The sequence below is a fragment of the Aminobacter aminovorans genome (assembly GCF_900445235.1).
In the GTDB taxonomy this organism is placed as follows: Bacteria; Pseudomonadota; Alphaproteobacteria; order Rhizobiales; family Rhizobiaceae; genus Aminobacter; species Aminobacter aminovorans.
The window spans coordinates 2,774,307-2,790,323 of sequence record NZ_UFSM01000001.1; the positions used below are offsets into that span (position 1 = coordinate 2,774,307).

A 16,017-nucleotide genomic window follows, 5' to 3' on the forward strand; every position below is an offset into this window, starting at 1 on the left:
TGTAACACTTGCGGCTTAAGCAGCGCAATGTAAACAATCTGTGCGCATTGTCTCGTTGCAGAAACGCAAGCCTACTGACAGCATTATGTCAGGAATCATCGAGTTCCAGGCATCCAAGGACAGCAGGCAGCAGCATGGCTAACAGGGGAAACAAACGCGGCACGACCACCAGGGTCGAATGGCCGACGGTGTTTCTGATCGCTGCCTGCTACGGTGCCTGGCTGGTGGCGGGCCTGCTGGTGTGGCCCAGCTATCCGGTTGCTGCGCTGGTGCTGATGGTGCTGACGGTGGCGTTGCAATCGTCGCTGGTGCATGAGGTGCTGCACGGCCACCCAACCCGCAACGCGCGCATCAACGAAGCGCTGGTTTCTCTGCCCATTGGTCTGCTTTGGCCCTACCGTCGTTTCAAAACCATTCACCTGCGCCACCACGCCGACGAGAAGCTGACCGACCCGTTCGACGATCCCGAGAGCTACTACCGCGCGCTCTGGCAGCACGATGACCTGCCCGAGGCGATGAAGCTGGTGCTCAGGATCAACAACACCATGGCCGGTCGTTTCGTGCTCGGGCCGCTGCTGTCCTGCATCGGCTTTGTCATTGACGATGCCAAAGCGATCGCCGGCGGCGACAAGGCTGTCCGCACTGCCTGGCTGCTGCACGCGGCAGGGCTGGCCATCGTCCTGCCGGTCATCCAGTTCGGCTTCAGCCTGCCGCTCTGGCTCTACATTCTGGTGCCGGTCTGGCTCGGCCATTCGTTGATCTCGATCCGCACCTTTGCCGAGCATCAATGGTCGGAGCATCCGGAAGGGCGCACCGTCATCGTCGAACGTTCGCCGCTTTCGATCCTGTTCCTCAACAACAACCTGCATTTCGTTCACCACAAGAGCCCGACCGTCGCCTGGTACAAGCTGCCGGAACTGTTCCGCGCTCGCCGCGAAGAGTGGCTCCGGATGAACAAGGGTTATGCCTATCCGAACTATTTCGCGCTGGTCAAAGCCTATGCCTTCCGTGCCAAGGAACCGGTGTGCCACCCAGCACTACGCCGCGCGCCCGAGCCGGGCCGGGCGTTCGTGCCGCGCGTCAGGGCGCGCAACGTCAATGGGCTGGGCACAGCACCTGTGCCTGCTGAGCCGCCGAAGGAATGATCCTTTCAGACCTTGCCAATTCCCGCGTTCGAGCCTGAAATGATGCAATGAGCGACTTCATCGCCGCACTGCCGATGTATGACTGGCCCGAGATGCACGACGAGGTCGATGCGCAATGGGCAAGGCTGCGAACGGCGTTGCGTCAGCTTGGTCTGGACGCGCCGGAACGCCTTGTCAGGCGCAACGCCGATCTGCCGGCGGTTCCAGGTGGTATTCGCGACGCATCGGCTACGGTGATCGCGCCCGATCCGGCTACGCTGCCGCCCGAAGAATTCGACCTGCCGACGCTGTGGCGGCATCCCCAATTGCTATTCGGCCAGACCTGCTGGGGGCCGATGGAAAGCACGGGCCTTGCGGCTCAGGTCAAGGTGATCGGCCAGCCGAACTATGACGGCATCGAAGGCGGTCGTGGCGAACTCTATTCCAGCGCCATCGTCGTGCGGCGCGGATCCGTGACCGCCGATCATGCGCATGCGCCTGATGGCGACGCGACGCTCATTCCGCTCGATCTGATCCGTGACAAGCGCCTTGCCTTCAACAGCCACGATTCGATGTCGGGATTCATCGGTATTTCGCGCGATCTTGCCGCCATGGGCGAGGGGTTGCGGATTTTTTCCGAACGGATCGAAAGCGGCGGCCATCGCGCATCGATCGTCTCGATTGCCGAAGGCCGGGCTGACGTGGCGACCATCGATTGTCGCAGCTGGGCGCTGGCGCAGCGCTTCGAGCCGGCTGCCCGGGACGTCGTGATCATCGGCTGGACGGCAAAGCGCAAGGGTTTGCCCTACATCACCGGACTAAAGACGCCGCCCGTTTCGGTGACGTTGCTGAGCCTGGCGCTGAGCCAGGCCGCACTTTGAAACCCGCACTTTGACAGAGCGGGCGGCCTGAACCGCCCGCTCTGCCTCGCTCTTTCGGGCCTATTCGGACGGAACGCCCTTTTCCCATTTCGTCCAATCGCCTGTGACCGCATCTGCAAAGGCTGCGCCGACACGATAGGCGTTGGTGGCTGCAGGGCCAAAACCGCCCGACTTGGCGCTCAGCGAATCGATGGGGCTCATGCCGGCGGGTTCGCGATCGAAGTTTGATGCCGTGCGCAGCAAGGCGATGCGGTCGAAATCGAGCAGGCCGGCATCGGCGCCGCGCCGCAGCGCGGTCAGCGAGGCATTGTCCTCCATCTGGGTCGTGCAATAGTTGCCCTTGCCCTCGGTCAGCAACGATACCCAATCGCCCATGCTTTTGGCTGTCATTGAGCCATGCCAGTAGGTGTCGGTGGACAGCGTGTCACAGATGCTGACCTCAGGGGCGGCGTTGCCGGGTGCAGTCGCATAGGCCACCCGATAGGCCTTCGCCTCGGGGCTGTCGGCAAGTTCCACGCTCCTGGTCAGGGCAAATGCCTTCTGCAGAAGCTGTTCGTTGAGCTGATAAACCTCGGTTGCCGATCCCCAGCTCGGCTTTTCGCCGGGGCGCTTGGCACCCAGCCCGACAACGCCATCAGGCCAGTCGGCGGGAATCTGGCGCGGATCGATTTCGTGGCGCAGGCCGGCATCGACGGCATAACGCGCCCAATGTGCCGAACCCAGCGTGCCATCGCTGGGATCGACGCCGGCAATGCCGGCAATCACGATGTAGCTCTGCTTGAGGTCGACAAGACCGCTGTAGACGAGCGCTGAAACCGAGCTGGCCGCGTTGGCATAACCCATCGCCGTCGTCATGACGCACAGGCCGGCGGCGTCACAGGCAAGTTCCGGATACTCCTTGGCGAAGCCCGGAATTGTCAGTCTGGTCTCCAGCTTGCGCCCCTCGAGCCATGGTTTTGCCTCGCCTCCGAACATCGTTATGACAAGCACTTTGGGGGCCAGCGGCTGTGCCGACGCCGCTGATGCGTTCGAGGCGAGACCGCCGGCCAGGGCGAGGGCCGAAAGGCCAATCCGATAGAAGTGCGTCATATGCGATCCGATCTGACAAAGAAAAACGGCGCCGTTTCAGGCCCGTTTTCACTATCGGTGCAGTTTGCCGCGGAAGCCACTCGCCAACGCTCCTGTCCACATCAAATCCGGCAGGCCAGTGATCTTGCGCCATCGCAATAAAGTCGGCGGCGTGCGATTTCGACTGCCGATCAACTGTTCTTCGCCAATGGAAAATCTCGAACAGAAAGCCGGGGCTTGGGGCGCGCCTAGCCAAGCAGGCGCTTGTCGAGCGGGTAACTCGACAGTTGCTCGTATCCGCTTGCCGTAATCAGGATCTGCTCCTCGATCTTGACGCCCTCATGCCCGCCGAGGCGGCCGATATAGCTCTCGACGCAGACCACCATGCCGGGCTCGAGCACGCCGTCCGGCGTATCGGCCGTCCAGTCGGAGGCGTGGGGCAGGGTGGGATATTCGTCGGCTAGGCCCACGCCGTGAAACAGCACGCCATAACGCGCCGCGAAGCAGTCGGGCGGCGGCACGGCCGCGCGTTCCACCAGGTCGCGGAAGCCGAGGCCGGGCCTGAGCAGCGCCGTATTGTGGGCGATCTGTTCGGCGGCAATCCTGTAGAGGTCGCACTGCGCGCTCGTGGGCGCGCCGTCGCCGCACAGCCAGGTGCGCGACAGATCGGCGCAGAAGCCGTAGGGCCCGATGAGGTCGGTGTCGAAGGCGACGAGATCGCCTGCCTCGACCACGCGCGACGAGCACTCCTGGAACCACGGATTGGTGCGTGGTCCCGATGCCAGGAGGCGTGTTTCGATCCATTCGCCGCCGCGGGCAATGTTGCCGCGATGCAGTTCGGCCCAGAGTTCGTTCTCGGAGATGCCCGGCCGGAGCGCCGCTTCCATCTCGCCCATCGCCGCCTCGCAGGCGACGATCGAACGACGCATGCAGAGGATTTCGTCAGGCGACTTGATCAGCCGGGCGTTCTCCATCACCGCCTCGCCATTGCCGACCGAAATGCCAAGCCGTGCCAGCGCGTCGACGCCCTCATGGTCGAGATGGTCGACGGCAATGCGCCTGATGCCGCCGCCGTGCTGGCGAACAACATCGGCGATGCCTTGCGCCCAGCGCTCGACCTTCATTTCCGTCAGTTCGCCGCTGTAGAGATACATCCACGACACTGCCGGGCGAACCTCGTCGACGACGCCGGAATGATCGGACAGGTGCTCGCAGGAAAAATAGTCGAACAGCACCACCGGGCCGTCGGTCGCGACGAAACAGTGACGGGTCGGGTTGTGCGCCACCCACAACTGCATGTTGGTCGAGTCGGTGGCGTAGCGGATGTTGACGGGATCGTAGAGCAGGGCGCCGGCATAACCGCGCCGCGCGAGTTCGGTGCGGATGCGCTCCAGCCGGTATTTTCGCAGGGCCGGCATGTCGGGTGCCGCAATGCCGGCCGCCGCCCATTCGGCCTCGGCCTGCGCGCCATAACCTAGAACGTGGCTGTTGAGCCCAGCCGCCTTGGCGCGCGCCTGCGCGCGCAAATCCTCCACCGAGCCCGGCTCGAACGGCATGATCTTGCGGTGGCGGCCGAAATTGGTCCCTGTGTTCATGGCGTTTCGCTGAAGGGGCGACCCCCACTCCGGTTTGCTGCGCAAACCACCTCTCCCCCGATCGACGCGAGAGAGGAAGGCCGGTGGCACAGCTCGCGCCTTTGCTCACCGTGGGTCCGCGCCAGGCCTCGTTCCGGTCCGCCGAGCATAACGTGTCGGCGTTTCTCGCCCCCAGGCAGGGGGAGAGGTGGCGCGCGGAGCGCGACGGCGTGGGGGTAGTTGCCGGTCATCGGGCGAAACGCTTCAACACTACCCCCGCATCTTGTCGCCAGACGGATCGAAAGGCGGCTCGACATTGATGCGGGCGGGACGGCGGTGGCCGAGGATCTCGATCTCGAACAGGCCTTCCGCCTCGTTTTCGGCAAGCGCTGCGGGCACATAGCCCTGGGCCATCGACCTGCGGACATAATGGGCATAGCCGCCCGACGTCACCCAGCCGACCACACGCCAGTCGCCGTCGACGATGCCGCGCACGGCGGATGCGCCGGTGGCGGCGTCCGAACCGCGCACTTCCTTGCCGGTCTCATCGAAGCGTGGCGCGCCATAGCCGTGCGGCTTTTCGATCGTGCCGAAATCCTTGGCGCCGACCTTGGCCCAGATCGGCTCGTCGCCCATCACGTCGGCGTCCTGCGCGTCGACATAGAAGGAGACACGGCGCAGCTTTGGCCCCTCGGCGTGCTCCCTGGCGGCTGCCTCGCGGCCGATGAAGTCGTTCTTTTCGAGCTTGATGAAGCGCTCCATCGAACCCTCGAACGGCCCATAGATCGGGCGAAGCTCGCGGAACCAGGTCGGGAAGTTCTTTTCGAGGCGCATCGACAAAAGCGCCCGCATGCCGAAATCGACGATGCCGAACTCTTCGCCGGCGTCCTTGATCGCCTTGTAGACGAGGCGCTGGTAGGCGGGCGCCATCCAGATCTCGTAGCCGAGGTCGCCGGTATAGGTGATGCGGTTGACCATGCAGGGCGCACCGCCGACGGCCATCTCGCGAAAATCCATGAAGCGGAAGGCCTTGCTGGAGACGTCCTCGTCGACCAGCTTGGCCAGCAGCGCCTGCGACTTCGGGCCTGCAATCGACAGGCCGACGAGCGTTTGGTCGAAGCGGTGGATGCGCACCGATCCGTCCTTGGGCAGGTGCTGTTCAAACCAGCGCATGTGATACTTCTGCGCCGCCGACGAGCCCCAGATCATGAATTTGTCGTCGCCGGACTTGGCAATCGTGAAGTCGCCGATCAGCCGGCCGAACTCGTTCAGCATCGGCGTCAGCACGATGCGGCCCTTCTTCGGCATGCGGTTGGTCATCAGCCGGTTGAGGAAATCCTCCGATGCCGGACCCGACACTTCGTACTTGGCGAAATTGGCGATCTCGGTCACGCCGACGCGGTCGCGGGTCGCACGAACCTCATTGCCGATATGCTCGAAATCGTTGGAGCGGTGGAAGGAGACGATATCCTTGGGCTCGGTTCCCTGAGGCGCGAACCACAGCGGTGTTTCCAGACCCCAGCTGTCGCCCATGGCGGCGTTGTTGGTGACCATGGTGTCGTAGAGCGGGGTGGTCTGGGCCGGCCTGGCGGCGGGCAGTTCTTCATTCGGAAAACGGATCGAGAAGCGGCGCGAGTAGTTTTCGCGCACCTTGGCGTTGGTGTAGCGCAGGCTGGCCCATTCGCCCCAGCGCGCGACATCCATGCCCCAGACGTCGAAGCCCGGGTCGCCGTTGACCATCCAGTTCGACAGAGCGAGGCCGACACCGCCGCCCTGGCTGAAGCCGGCCATGACGCCGCAGGCGACCCAGAAATTGGTCAGGCCCTGGACCGGGCCAACCAGCGGGTTTCCGTCGGGCGCGAAGGTGAAGGGTCCGTTGATGACCTGCTTGATGCCGGCATTGGCGATGCCGGGGAAATGCTGGAAGCCGATTTCCAGCGACGGCGCGATGCGGTCGAGGTCGGGCGCGAGCAGTTCATGTCCGAAATCCCACGGCGTATTAACAGGCGACCACGGCTTGCAGGCCTTCTCATAGGTGCCGAGCAGGATGCCGTTGCGTTCCTGGCGCGTGTAGATCTCGCCCTTGAAATCGAGCACGCCGATCATTTCCCGGCCGGTTTCCTTGTTGAAGGCCTCGACCTCCGGCATCGGCTCGGTCAACAGGTACATGTGCTCCATGGCCAGCACCGGCAGCTCGACGCCGACCATACGGCCGACCTCGCGCGCCCACAGGCCACCGCAGTTGACCACGTGCTCTGCCCTGACGGTGCCCTGCTCGGTAACAACGTTCCAGGTGCCGTCGGGGTCCTGCGTCAGTTCCTTGACCGGGTTGCGCAGCACGATCTCGGCGCCGAGCTTCTTCGCCGCCTTGGCGTAGGCGTGGGTTGTGCCTGACGGGTCGAGATGGCCTTCGACGGGATCCCACATCGCGCCGACGAAATGCTTTTCGTCCATCAGCGGGAACATCTTCTTGGCTTCGGACGGCGTGATGAGCTCGGTGTCCATGCCGAGATAACGGCCCTTGGCATGGGCCAGGCGCAGGAAATCCATGCGCTCGGGGCTGTCGGCGAGCATGACGCCGCCGGTGAGGTGCAGCGAGCAGGACTGGCCGGAAATCTCCTCCAACTCCTTGTAGAGCTGGACGGTGTAGGCCTGCAGCTTGGCCACGTTGGGGTCGCCGTTGAGCGTGTGGAAGCCGCCGGCGGCGTGCCAGGACGAGCCTGAGGTGAGCTCCGAGCGCTCGATCAGCATGATGTCGGTCCAGCCGGCGCGGGCGAGGTGATAGAGCACCGAGCAGCCCACAACGCCGCCGCCGATAACAACTGCTTTCACATGGGATTTCATAAGGTTATGTCCGAGTTGTAAGAAATAGAATCGGCTTGATGGCGATCAGAAGTCGGTCGGGGCGCCGCCTTCGGCCTTGCGCTTGTCGACGAAGGCGTTGAGCTCTTCGCGGATGGCGGGGTCCATCCAGGGCTCCTCGTAGGAGGCGAGGCGCTCCTTCCAGACGCGATTGGCCTTTTCCACCGCCGTCGGGCTGCCGGCTTCGGCCCAGGTCTCGAAATTGCGCCAGTCGGAGATGATGGGCGAATAGAAGGCATTCTTGTAGCGCGACTGGGTGTGCGCGGTGCCGAAGAAGTGGCCGCCGGGGCCGACGTCGCGGATCGCATCGACGGCGAGCGCGTCTTCCGACAGGTCCAGCGGGGTCAGGAATTCGGCCACCATCTGCAGCATGTCGATGTCGAGGATCATCTTCTCGTAGGAGCAGCGAAGGCCGCCCTCGAGCCAGCCGGCGCCGTGGAGCATGAAGTTGGCGCCGCCCTGGATCGCGCCCCACAAGGAGAAGACGCTCTCATAGGCCGCCTGGGCGTCGACGGCATTGGCGGCGCAGACATTGGAGGTGCGGTAGGGGATGTTGTAGCGGCGGGCGAGCTGGCCGCCGACAAGCTGGGCCTTCATGTATTCGGGCGTGCCGAAAGCCGGCGCGCCCGACTTCATGTCGACGTTGGAGGTGAAGCCGCCATAGCCGACCGGAGCGCCCTTCCTGACCATCTGGGTGAAGGCGAGGCCGGAGAGCGCCTCGGCATTCTGCTGCACCAGGGCGCCGGCGATGGTGACGGGCGCCATCGCACCTGACAGGGTGAAGGGGGTGACGATCACCACCTGGCCCATCGACGACATCTGGATGATGCCTTCCATCATCGGCACGTCGAGCTTCAGCGGCGAGTTAGTGTTGATGATGGTATAGACCGAGGGCTCCACCATCATCTGCTCGCGGGAGATGCCACGGGCGATGCGGGTGATCTCGATGCCGTCGACGTTGCGCTCCTTGCCGAGCGAATAGATGTGAAACACCTTGTCGGTCAAAGTCGCCAGATCGCGGATACATTCGAGATGGCGGATCGAGGGGTGGATGTCCACTGGTTCGACAGGATAGCCGCCAGTCGTCTGCAGGATGTTGTGCATCTGGGCGAGCTTGAGGAAGTTGCGGTAGTCGGCCTGGTTGCCCGGGCGACGGCCACGATCGAGATCGGAACAGTTGGGCGCCGACGCCATCTGCGAAATGACGAGATTGTTGCCGCCGAAGCGCACATTGTGGGCCGGATTGCGGGCATGCAGGGTGAACTCTGCCGGGGCATGCGAGATCAACTCGAGGATCATGTCGGAATCGAAGCGGACGCGCTCGGTGCCGTCGCGCACGTCGGCGCCATGGGCCTTCATGATGCGGCGTGCCTCGTCGTGCAGCACGTCGACGCCGATGTCCTTGAGCACCCTTAATGAGGCGAGGTGGATGGACTCCAGCTCGTCGTCGGAGATCAGCTTGGTCGGTGCAAACGGGATCTTGAGCTGGCGGAAAGGCGGCTGCTCGAATGCCTGGGCGCCGCCGGCGCGCTTGCCGGCACGACCGCCGCGTCGAGCGCGGTCGGAGGCAGGAGCCTGTTCGGCTGTTTGCAGGGCCACGGTCATGGAATCCTCACGGCAAGCTTCAGTGTCGGGAGGCATAATGGACCGGGGCAGTGCTGCTCATTGCGGAGGTGGCGACAAGTAGCGCGAGGGAAACGACATCGTCGACGGGTGCCGTGGGGACAGCGACCGATTGGGACTGGACCGACGTTCTCCGTCGTGGTGAGGCATCCGGCACAGGGCGCATCATCTATAGGATCGCCGTCATTCGATTCTCCTGGTGACTGCTTTGACCTCTCCCGCTTCCACGGCCGCCGAACCGCCTCTCAGGTGGGCACCGCTTGTCGGCGTCACCGCAGCACTTGCGATGTTTGGCGCAGCGCAAGGGCTGAGCTATCCGCTGTTTTCGCTGCTGATGCAAAAACAGGGCATGCCGCCGGCGATGATCGGCCTGTCGGCGGCGATGATGCCACTGGGACTGATCGCCTCCGCCGCCTTCGTGCCTTGGGCCGTGCGCCTCGTCGGGGCGAGAAACCTGGCGGTCGGCTGCTCGATCGCGGCTGCCATTTGCTTCCTGCTCATCGGCTATCTCCAGGACTGGTTCGCCTGGTTCGTCCTGCGCTTCATGATCGGGGTGGTCATCAACCCGCTCTACATCCTCGGCGAGGTGTGGGCGCTGTCGATGGCGCCGCCATCGCGGCGCGGGCGCGTCATGGGCGTGTTCAACACGCTGATGGGGGTCGGTTATGCCAGCGGGCCGCTGGTGCTGACCTTCGTCGGCACCGCAGGCTGGACACCTTTCGTCATTGCAATCGTCGGCTTCCTCGCCTGTGCCACCGTCCTGCGCATCTTGTCGGACCTGTCGGGCTTCGAGGATGATGGCCAGTCCAAGGGGGGCGTGCTGGGCTTTGCGGCGCTTGCGCCGGCGCTGCTGTTTGCCGTGCTGGTTTCGGCGGCCAACCAGCAAAGCACCTATTCGCTGCTGCCGGTTTTCGGCGCCGGCCACGGGCTGCCCGAAGCAATGCTCGCCGCGATGCTGACGGCACTGTCGATGGGCAACATCCTGCTGCAAATTCCGCTTGGCCTGATGGCGGAACGGGTCGGCGGCCGGGCCATGATCCTGTTTTGCGCCGCGGCGACGGCCATCTGCGCCGTGCTTTTGCCGCTGTTGATCGAGACGAGGCTGATCTGGCCCGTGCTCGTGGTGATGGGGGCCGTGGGCTATGGCGTCTACACCATGGCACTGGTCGAGCTCGGCAACCGCTTCAACGGCAGCGTGCTCGTCGCCGGCAACGCGGCCTTTGCACTGATGTGGGGCATGGGCGGCATTGTCGGGCCGCCAAGTTCGGGGCTGGTGATGCAGACTTTCGGCCCGATCGGGCTGCCGGCGGTGCTGGCGAGCCTGAATATCACCCTGCTGGCCTTCGCCTTCTATCGCGCTGCCGTCCGATGGCACAAAACGGATTAGGGCGGGGCGGACTGGGGCGGGCTGCGCGACGAGGTGGCCCCGTCGCGCAGCAAAAGGTCAGTCGGCCTTGGCGATGTGCCAGACGCCGCCCTTGCCCTCGCCGGTGACGTCGCCGGCCTTCTTGTCCTGGACGAAGGTGTAGAGTGGCTTACCTTCATAGGCCCACATCTTGGAGCCGTCGTCGCGGGTGACGACCGTCCAGTCGCCTTCGTCCTTGGCATCGGCCGCAGCCATCAGCGGCGGCCAGTTGACGGCGCAGTCGCCATTGCAGGCCGACTTGCCGGCGCTGTCCTTGTCATAGGTGTAGAGCGTCATGCCGTTGGCGTCGGTGTACATCTTGCCGCCGGCGCCTTCGGCGATCTTGGCCGGTTCGGCGGCGAAGGAGAGGGCTGAACTCGCAAGCAGGAGGGCGAATGCGGACAGTACGGTCTTCATGATGGTTCTCCCTGGGTTGGCCGCAAAATGCCGGCCACACGGGCAGTCAACGCTTGCCATCGCCGATCTATTCCCGCCATGAGGCGCAGGAGAGGATTTTTCCAGCACTTGTGGCCGGCGCTTGTAGATTGGCGAAACGCCGGGTTAGAGTGCCGGCATGTGCGCATTTCATGCTCATACCCCGGCAGCGGACGCCGCATCGAAGCCGTCGCCGCGGACGCGGCACACCGAGCTTCTGCGGCTTTGCGCGCGCATTGGCTACTCGCCACCCGCCTGAACTCGAATCCGCCCCGGCGCCTGCCGGATCGATTCAAGAGAAAGGCACAAGCCAATGACTTATCAGAACTATTCGCTGAAGCAGCTTCAGCAGATCGACGCCGCGCATCATCTCCACCCGTTCACCGACCACAAGGAACTGCGCGATGCAGGCTCGCGCATGATCACCCGCGCCGAAGGGCCGTTCATCTACGATTCGGAAGGAACCGAACTGCTCGACGGCATGGCCGGGCTGTGGTGCGTCAATGTCGGCTACGGCCGTGACGAGCTGGCCGAAGCGGCCTACGCCCAGATGAAGGAAATGCCCTATTACAATTCCTTCTTCAAATGCTCGACGCCAACGCCGGTGCTGTTGTCGAAGAAGCTCGCGGAACTGGCGCCCAGCAACATCAACCAGGTGTTCTACGGTTCGTCGGGTTCGGAATCGAACGACACGGCGCTCCGCCTGGTGCGCCACTACTGGGCGCTCGAGGGAAAGCCAGAGAAGAACCGTATCATCTCGCGCAAGATGGCCTATCACGGCTCGACCGTCGCCGGCACATCGCTCGGTGGCATGGATGGCATGCACCAGCAGCTTGGCGGTGCCGTGCCCAACATCGTCCATGTGATGATGCCCTACGCCTATGAACTGGCGCTACCAGGCGAGAGCGATGATGATTTCGGCCTGCGCGCCGCCAGGTCGGTCGAGGATGCGATCCTGGAGGCCGGTGCCGACAATGTCGCCGCCTTCATCGGCGAGCCGATCATGGGGGCGGGCGGCGTCAAGATCCCGCCGGCAAGCTACTGGCCGGAGATCCAGCGCATCTGCCGCAAATATGACGTGCTCCTGATGCTCGACGAGGTTATCACCGGCTACGGACGCACCGGCGAGTGGTTTGCGGCCCAGACCTTCGGTATCGAGGCCGACACGATCACCACCGCCAAGGCGCTGACCTCGGGCTACCAGCCGCTGTCGGCGCTGCTGGTCGGCGATCGTATCGCCTCGACGCTGGTCGAGAAGGGCGGTGAGTTCTATCACGGCTACACCTATTCCGGTCACCCGGTGGCCTGTGCGGTGGCGCTCAAGAATCTCGAAATCATCGAGCGTGAAGGGCTGGTCGAGCGGGTGAAGACCGACACCGGCCCGTATTTCGCCCAGATGCTCAAGGAGCGCATCGCTCGCCACGGCCTCGTCGGCGAAGTCCGTTCGGTGGGCCTGATGGGCGCCATCGAGATCGTCAGGGACAAGGCGACCAAGGAGCGGTTCTCACCCGGCGGCAGTGCCGCGGTCGTGGTGCGCGACCATGCGATTGCCAACGGCATCATGATGCGCGCGACCGGCGACTCGATGATCCTGTCGCCGCCGCTGATCTGGACCCGCGCCACCATCGACATGGCCGGCGACCGTATCTTGAAGGCGCTCGACCTCGCCGAAGCCGATCTCAGCAAAGCCTGATGCCAGATTGCCGGGCAGGGGATTTCTGCCCGGCCTACCCCGGGAGCGAACGATGAGCGGCAAGCCGATCGTGCCTTTGATCCAGTATGAGGATGCAAACGAGGCGGTCCGCGCCGTCTATGACGACATCATGGCTTTCAGGAAGGTCGACTGGATCAACAATTTCTGGAAGGTGCTGGCGCATGACCCGGCGCTGCTCAAGCGCACCTGGGAGTCGGTGCGCGAGGTGATGGCGCCCGGCGCGCTCGATCCGCTGACCAAGGAACTGATCTATATCGCCGTTTCGGCGACCAATGGCTGCGAATATTGCACCTACTCCCATACGGCGGCGGCGCGCAGCAAAGGCATGAGTGAAGCCCAGCTGATGGAACTGCTCGCTGTCGTCGGCATGGCCAACGAGACAAACCGCCTCGCCAACGGCTTGCGGCCGCCGGTCGACGTGCAGTTCGAACCAAGGGACTGAGGCGATCGGCTTGTTCATGACAGTGCCGCGGCTTATATTGTGCACTGCACAATAAGCTCGCGCGCATAATCGCCCGGGCAAACCGGAGTGCGCGAGATGAAGAATAGACGATTGGCAAGGGCCTCGCGCCAATCCGGCGCCATTGCCGGCAATCTGATGCTGGCGCCGATGGTCATGGCGATGCGGTTGCCGATGATGGCGACCGAAGCGCGCAAGGGTGGGCCGCTGCAAGGCGAAAGCCTGGCGGCTGTAACCGAAAAGACGACCGCCATGGCCGAAGGCATGGTGGCGGCGCAGATATCCTACTTCCAGTCGGCGCTGCAGTTCTGGCCGGAAGTGCTGTCGGGCCGCACGCCATCGGTGCTGAACGGCGTTGCCGCGCAAAAGTCGGTTGCAGCCGCGTTGAAGCCGGCTAGCAAGCGCGTGCGCGCCAATTTTCGCCGGCTGGCGACGAAATCCGGGACATGAGGGGTGGGCACAACGCAAAAACCGCGTCCCGGACGGGAACGCGGCTTTGCCACTATTACGCATGGCCCTTCGCGACGCTTGACCAGCGAAGGTTTACAGCTCCGGTACGCGAGACCTGATCCGGAGCCAGAGGCGGCTGCGAAGCCCGCCCTTGCAAACCGTTTTAGCTGGACATCGTTACCGCGTGGTTATCGAGAGCTTAAGCAAACCTAAATTTTGAACTTTTTTGGATTAATCAGGCCGCTTCGCCACGCAGGAACCTGATGATGCCGGAGAAGTCCGTGCCGCCATTGCCGAGAGCCGTGAACAGGGCATAGAGCTGGGTTGCCTCGGCACCGAGCGGGGTGACGGCACCGGCCTGCTGCGCCGCTTCCTGCGACAGCTTCAGGTCCTTCAGCATCAGGGCTGCGGCAAAGCCGGGCTGGTAGTCGCGGTTGGCCGGCGAATTGGGCACCGGGCCGGGGACCGGGCAATAGGACGTCAGCGACCAGCACTGGCCCGAGGAGGTCGAGGCGACGTCAAACAGCGCCTGATGCGACAGGCCGAGCTTTTCAGCGAGCACGAAGGCTTCGGCAACGCCGATCATCGAAATGCCGAGGATCATGTTGTTGCAGATCTTGGCTGCCTGGCCGGCGCCGGCGTCGCCGCAATGGACGATGCGCCCGGCCATCGGCTCGAGCACCGGCTCGGCCACGTCGAACGCCGCCTGCGCGCCGCCGGCCATGAAGGTCAATGTGCCGGCCGCAGCACCGCCGGTGCCGCCCGAGACCGGCGCGTCTACCGACAGCAGGCCATTGCTGGCAGCAATCGCATGTGCCTTGCGGGCTGAATCGACGTCGATGGTCGAGGAATCGATGAGCAGCGCGCCCTTCTTCAGCTTCGGCGCGATGTCCTCATAGACCGTAAGCACATGCTTGCCGGCGGGCAGCATGGTGATGACCACATCGGCGTCCTTGGCGGTGGCGGCGGCATTGGCCATGACGGTGACGCCGTTGTTGCGCGCGGTCTCGAGATGCTCGGGCATCAGGTCGAAGCCGAGCACCGCGTGGCCGGCCTTGACGAGATTGGCGGCCATGGGGTTGCCCATGTTGCCCAGTCCGATGAAGGCGATGGTGGTCATTGGTTGGTTCCTCCAGTGGGAAGGGAGTAGGGCGGTAGGGAGTAAGGGAACAGGGGACAAGGCAGTGGGGCAATGGGAGTGCCCCCCTACTGTCCTCGAACTGCTACTTGCCGATCAGATGCCTGGCGATGATGACACGCATGATCTCGTTGGTGCCTTCGAGGATCTGGTGGACCCTGAGGTCACGCACCAGCTTCTCGATGCCATAGTCGTGCAGATAGCCATAGCCGCCGAGCAGCTGCAGCGCGTCGTTGGCAATGTCGAAGCCGGTGTCGGTGACGAAACGCTTGGCCATGGCCGACCATTTCGAGGCGTCGTGCGCCTTGCGGTCGAGCCTGGATGCGGCGGCATAGAGGAACAGGCGGGCGGCCTGGAGCTCGGTTTCCATGTCGGCGAGGCGGAACTGCAGCGCCTGGAAGCGGTCGATGGTCTGGCCGAAGGCCTTGCGCTCGGCGGTGTAGGCCAGCGCCTTGTCCAGCGCCGACTGGGCGCCGCCGACCGAGCAGGCGGCAATGTTGAGCCTGCCGCCGTCGAGGCCAGCCATGGCGATGCCGAAGCCGGCACCTTCGGTGGAAAGCAGGTTTTCGGCCGGCACCTTGCAATCGTCGAAGATGACCTGGCGGGTCGACTGCATATGCCAGCCCATCTTGTGCTCGTTGGCGCCGAAGGACAGGCCGGGCGCATCCTTGGGGATGACCAGCGTCGAAATGCCCTTGGGGCCGTCGGCACCGGTGCGGACCATGGCGACATAGACGTCGCTGTCGCCGGCACCCGAGATGAACTGCTTGGTGCCGTTGACGACGAAGTCGCTGCCGTTGCCGCCGCTGCGTACCGCTTTGGTCTTGAGTGCTGCGGCGTCCGAACCGGAACCCGGCTCGGTCAGGCAATAGCTGGCGAGCCATTCCATCGATGTCAGCCTGGGCAGGAGACGCTGGCGCTGCTCCTCGTTGCCGAAGCGGTCGATCATCGACGCGGCCATGTTGTGGATCGAGATGAAGGACGAGAAGCCCGGGCAGGCATGTGCCAGCTGTTCGAAAACCAGCACGGCGTCGAGACGGGTGAGGGCGGAGCCGCCGACATCTTCCTTGACGTAGAGGCCGCCGAAGCCGAGCTGGCCGGTTTGGCGGATGACGTCTTCGGGGAAGTGCTTGGCCTTGTCCCATTCAAGGGCAAAGGGCGCCACCTTCTCGGCGGCGAAACTGCCCGCCATTTCGCGGATGGCCAGCTGATCTTCATTGAGCTCAAACTGACCGGCGGTCGCATCGATTGCGGCGTCCATGTCGGCCTCCCTGTCGTTTTTT

The 16,017-nt window shown here is 64.0% G+C and carries 13 protein-coding genes; 6 read left to right on the top strand and 7 right to left on the bottom strand.

Going from position 1 to position 16,017, the window contains the following annotated elements; all coding sequences use genetic code 11:
* The first annotated feature begins 134 nt into the window (after positions 1-134).
* Positions 135-1,145, top strand: a complete 1,011-nt coding sequence (locus DY201_RS13655; RefSeq protein WP_115731666.1) for a fatty acid desaturase — start codon at positions 135-137, stop codon at positions 1,143-1,145.
* Between the two features lie 47 nt (positions 1,146-1,192).
* The gene (locus DY201_RS13660; protein ID WP_115731667.1) at positions 1,193-2,005 is read left to right on the top strand and encodes a phosphate/phosphite/phosphonate ABC transporter substrate-binding protein; all 813 of its coding nucleotides are present in this window, start codon (positions 1,193-1,195) and stop codon (positions 2,003-2,005) included.
* Between the two features lie 60 nt (positions 2,006-2,065).
* On the opposite strand, the gene DY201_RS13665 is transcribed toward DY201_RS13660, so the two are convergent.
* The 4 genes from DY201_RS13665 to DY201_RS13680 all read right to left on the bottom strand — a co-directional run bounded on the left by DY201_RS13665 (position 2,066) and on the right by DY201_RS13680 (position 9,114).
* The gene (locus DY201_RS13665) at positions 2,066-3,094 is read right to left on the bottom strand and encodes a purine-nucleoside phosphorylase (RefSeq protein WP_115731668.1); all 1,029 of its coding nucleotides are present in this window, start codon (positions 3,092-3,094) and stop codon (positions 2,066-2,068) included.
* Between the two features lie 227 nt (positions 3,095-3,321).
* Entirely contained in the window at positions 3,322-4,668 is a 1,347-nt protein-coding gene (locus DY201_RS13670) for a M24 family metallopeptidase (protein WP_115731669.1), read from the bottom strand.
* A 249-nt stretch (positions 4,669-4,917) separates the two neighbouring features.
* On the bottom strand, positions 4,918-7,491 hold the full coding sequence (locus tag DY201_RS13675) for a GcvT family protein (RefSeq protein WP_115731670.1): 2,574 nt from the start codon (positions 7,489-7,491) through the stop codon (positions 4,918-4,920).
* 45 nt (positions 7,492-7,536) lie between these two features.
* Complete coding sequence (locus DY201_RS13680; RefSeq protein WP_115731671.1) at positions 7,537-9,114, bottom strand: trimethylamine methyltransferase family protein; 1,578 nt, start codon at positions 9,112-9,114, stop codon at positions 7,537-7,539.
* A gap of 304 nt (positions 9,115-9,418) precedes the next feature.
* Here DY201_RS13680 and DY201_RS13685 point away from each other — a divergent pair, with 304 nt between their 5' ends.
* A complete protein-coding gene (locus tag DY201_RS13685; RefSeq protein WP_245432128.1) occupies positions 9,419-10,519 on the top strand; it encodes an MFS transporter in 1,101 nt (366 codons plus the stop codon).
* 57 nt (positions 10,520-10,576) lie between these two features.
* Here the strand turns inward: DY201_RS13685 and DY201_RS13690 are convergent, their stop codons facing one another.
* Positions 10,577-10,954, bottom strand: a complete 378-nt coding sequence (locus DY201_RS13690) for a COG4315 family predicted lipoprotein (RefSeq protein ID WP_067961015.1) — start codon at positions 10,952-10,954, stop codon at positions 10,577-10,579.
* 331 nt (positions 10,955-11,285) lie between these two features.
* Here DY201_RS13690 and DY201_RS13695 point away from each other — a divergent pair, with 331 nt between their 5' ends.
* The 3 genes from DY201_RS13695 (at position 11,286) to DY201_RS13705 (ending at position 13,596) form a co-directional block, all read left to right on the top strand.
* The gene (locus DY201_RS13695) at positions 11,286-12,665 is read left to right on the top strand and encodes an aspartate aminotransferase family protein (protein WP_115731673.1); all 1,380 of its coding nucleotides are present in this window, start codon (positions 11,286-11,288) and stop codon (positions 12,663-12,665) included.
* Between the two features lie 52 nt (positions 12,666-12,717).
* Entirely contained in the window at positions 12,718-13,128 is a 411-nt protein-coding gene (locus DY201_RS13700) for a carboxymuconolactone decarboxylase family protein (RefSeq protein WP_115731674.1), read from the top strand.
* Positions 13,129-13,224: 96 nt separating this feature from the next.
* Positions 13,225-13,596 (top strand): hypothetical protein, encoded by a 372-nt coding sequence (locus DY201_RS13705; RefSeq protein ID WP_115731675.1) that lies wholly within the window; start codon positions 13,225-13,227, stop codon positions 13,594-13,596.
* 235 nt (positions 13,597-13,831) lie between these two features.
* Here DY201_RS13705 and mmsB read toward each other — a convergent pair whose 3' ends face one another.
* The gene (gene mmsB / locus DY201_RS13710) at positions 13,832-14,716 is read right to left on the bottom strand and encodes a 3-hydroxyisobutyrate dehydrogenase (RefSeq protein ID WP_115731676.1); all 885 of its coding nucleotides are present in this window, start codon (positions 14,714-14,716) and stop codon (positions 13,832-13,834) included.
* A gap of 103 nt (positions 14,717-14,819) precedes the next feature.
* Positions 14,820-15,995 carry an isobutyryl-CoA dehydrogenase gene (locus DY201_RS13715; protein ID WP_115731677.1) on the bottom strand — a complete coding sequence of 392 codons (1,176 nt, stop codon included), beginning with the start codon at positions 15,993-15,995 and terminating at the stop codon, positions 14,820-14,822.
* Positions 15,996-16,017: the final 22 nt, after the last annotated feature.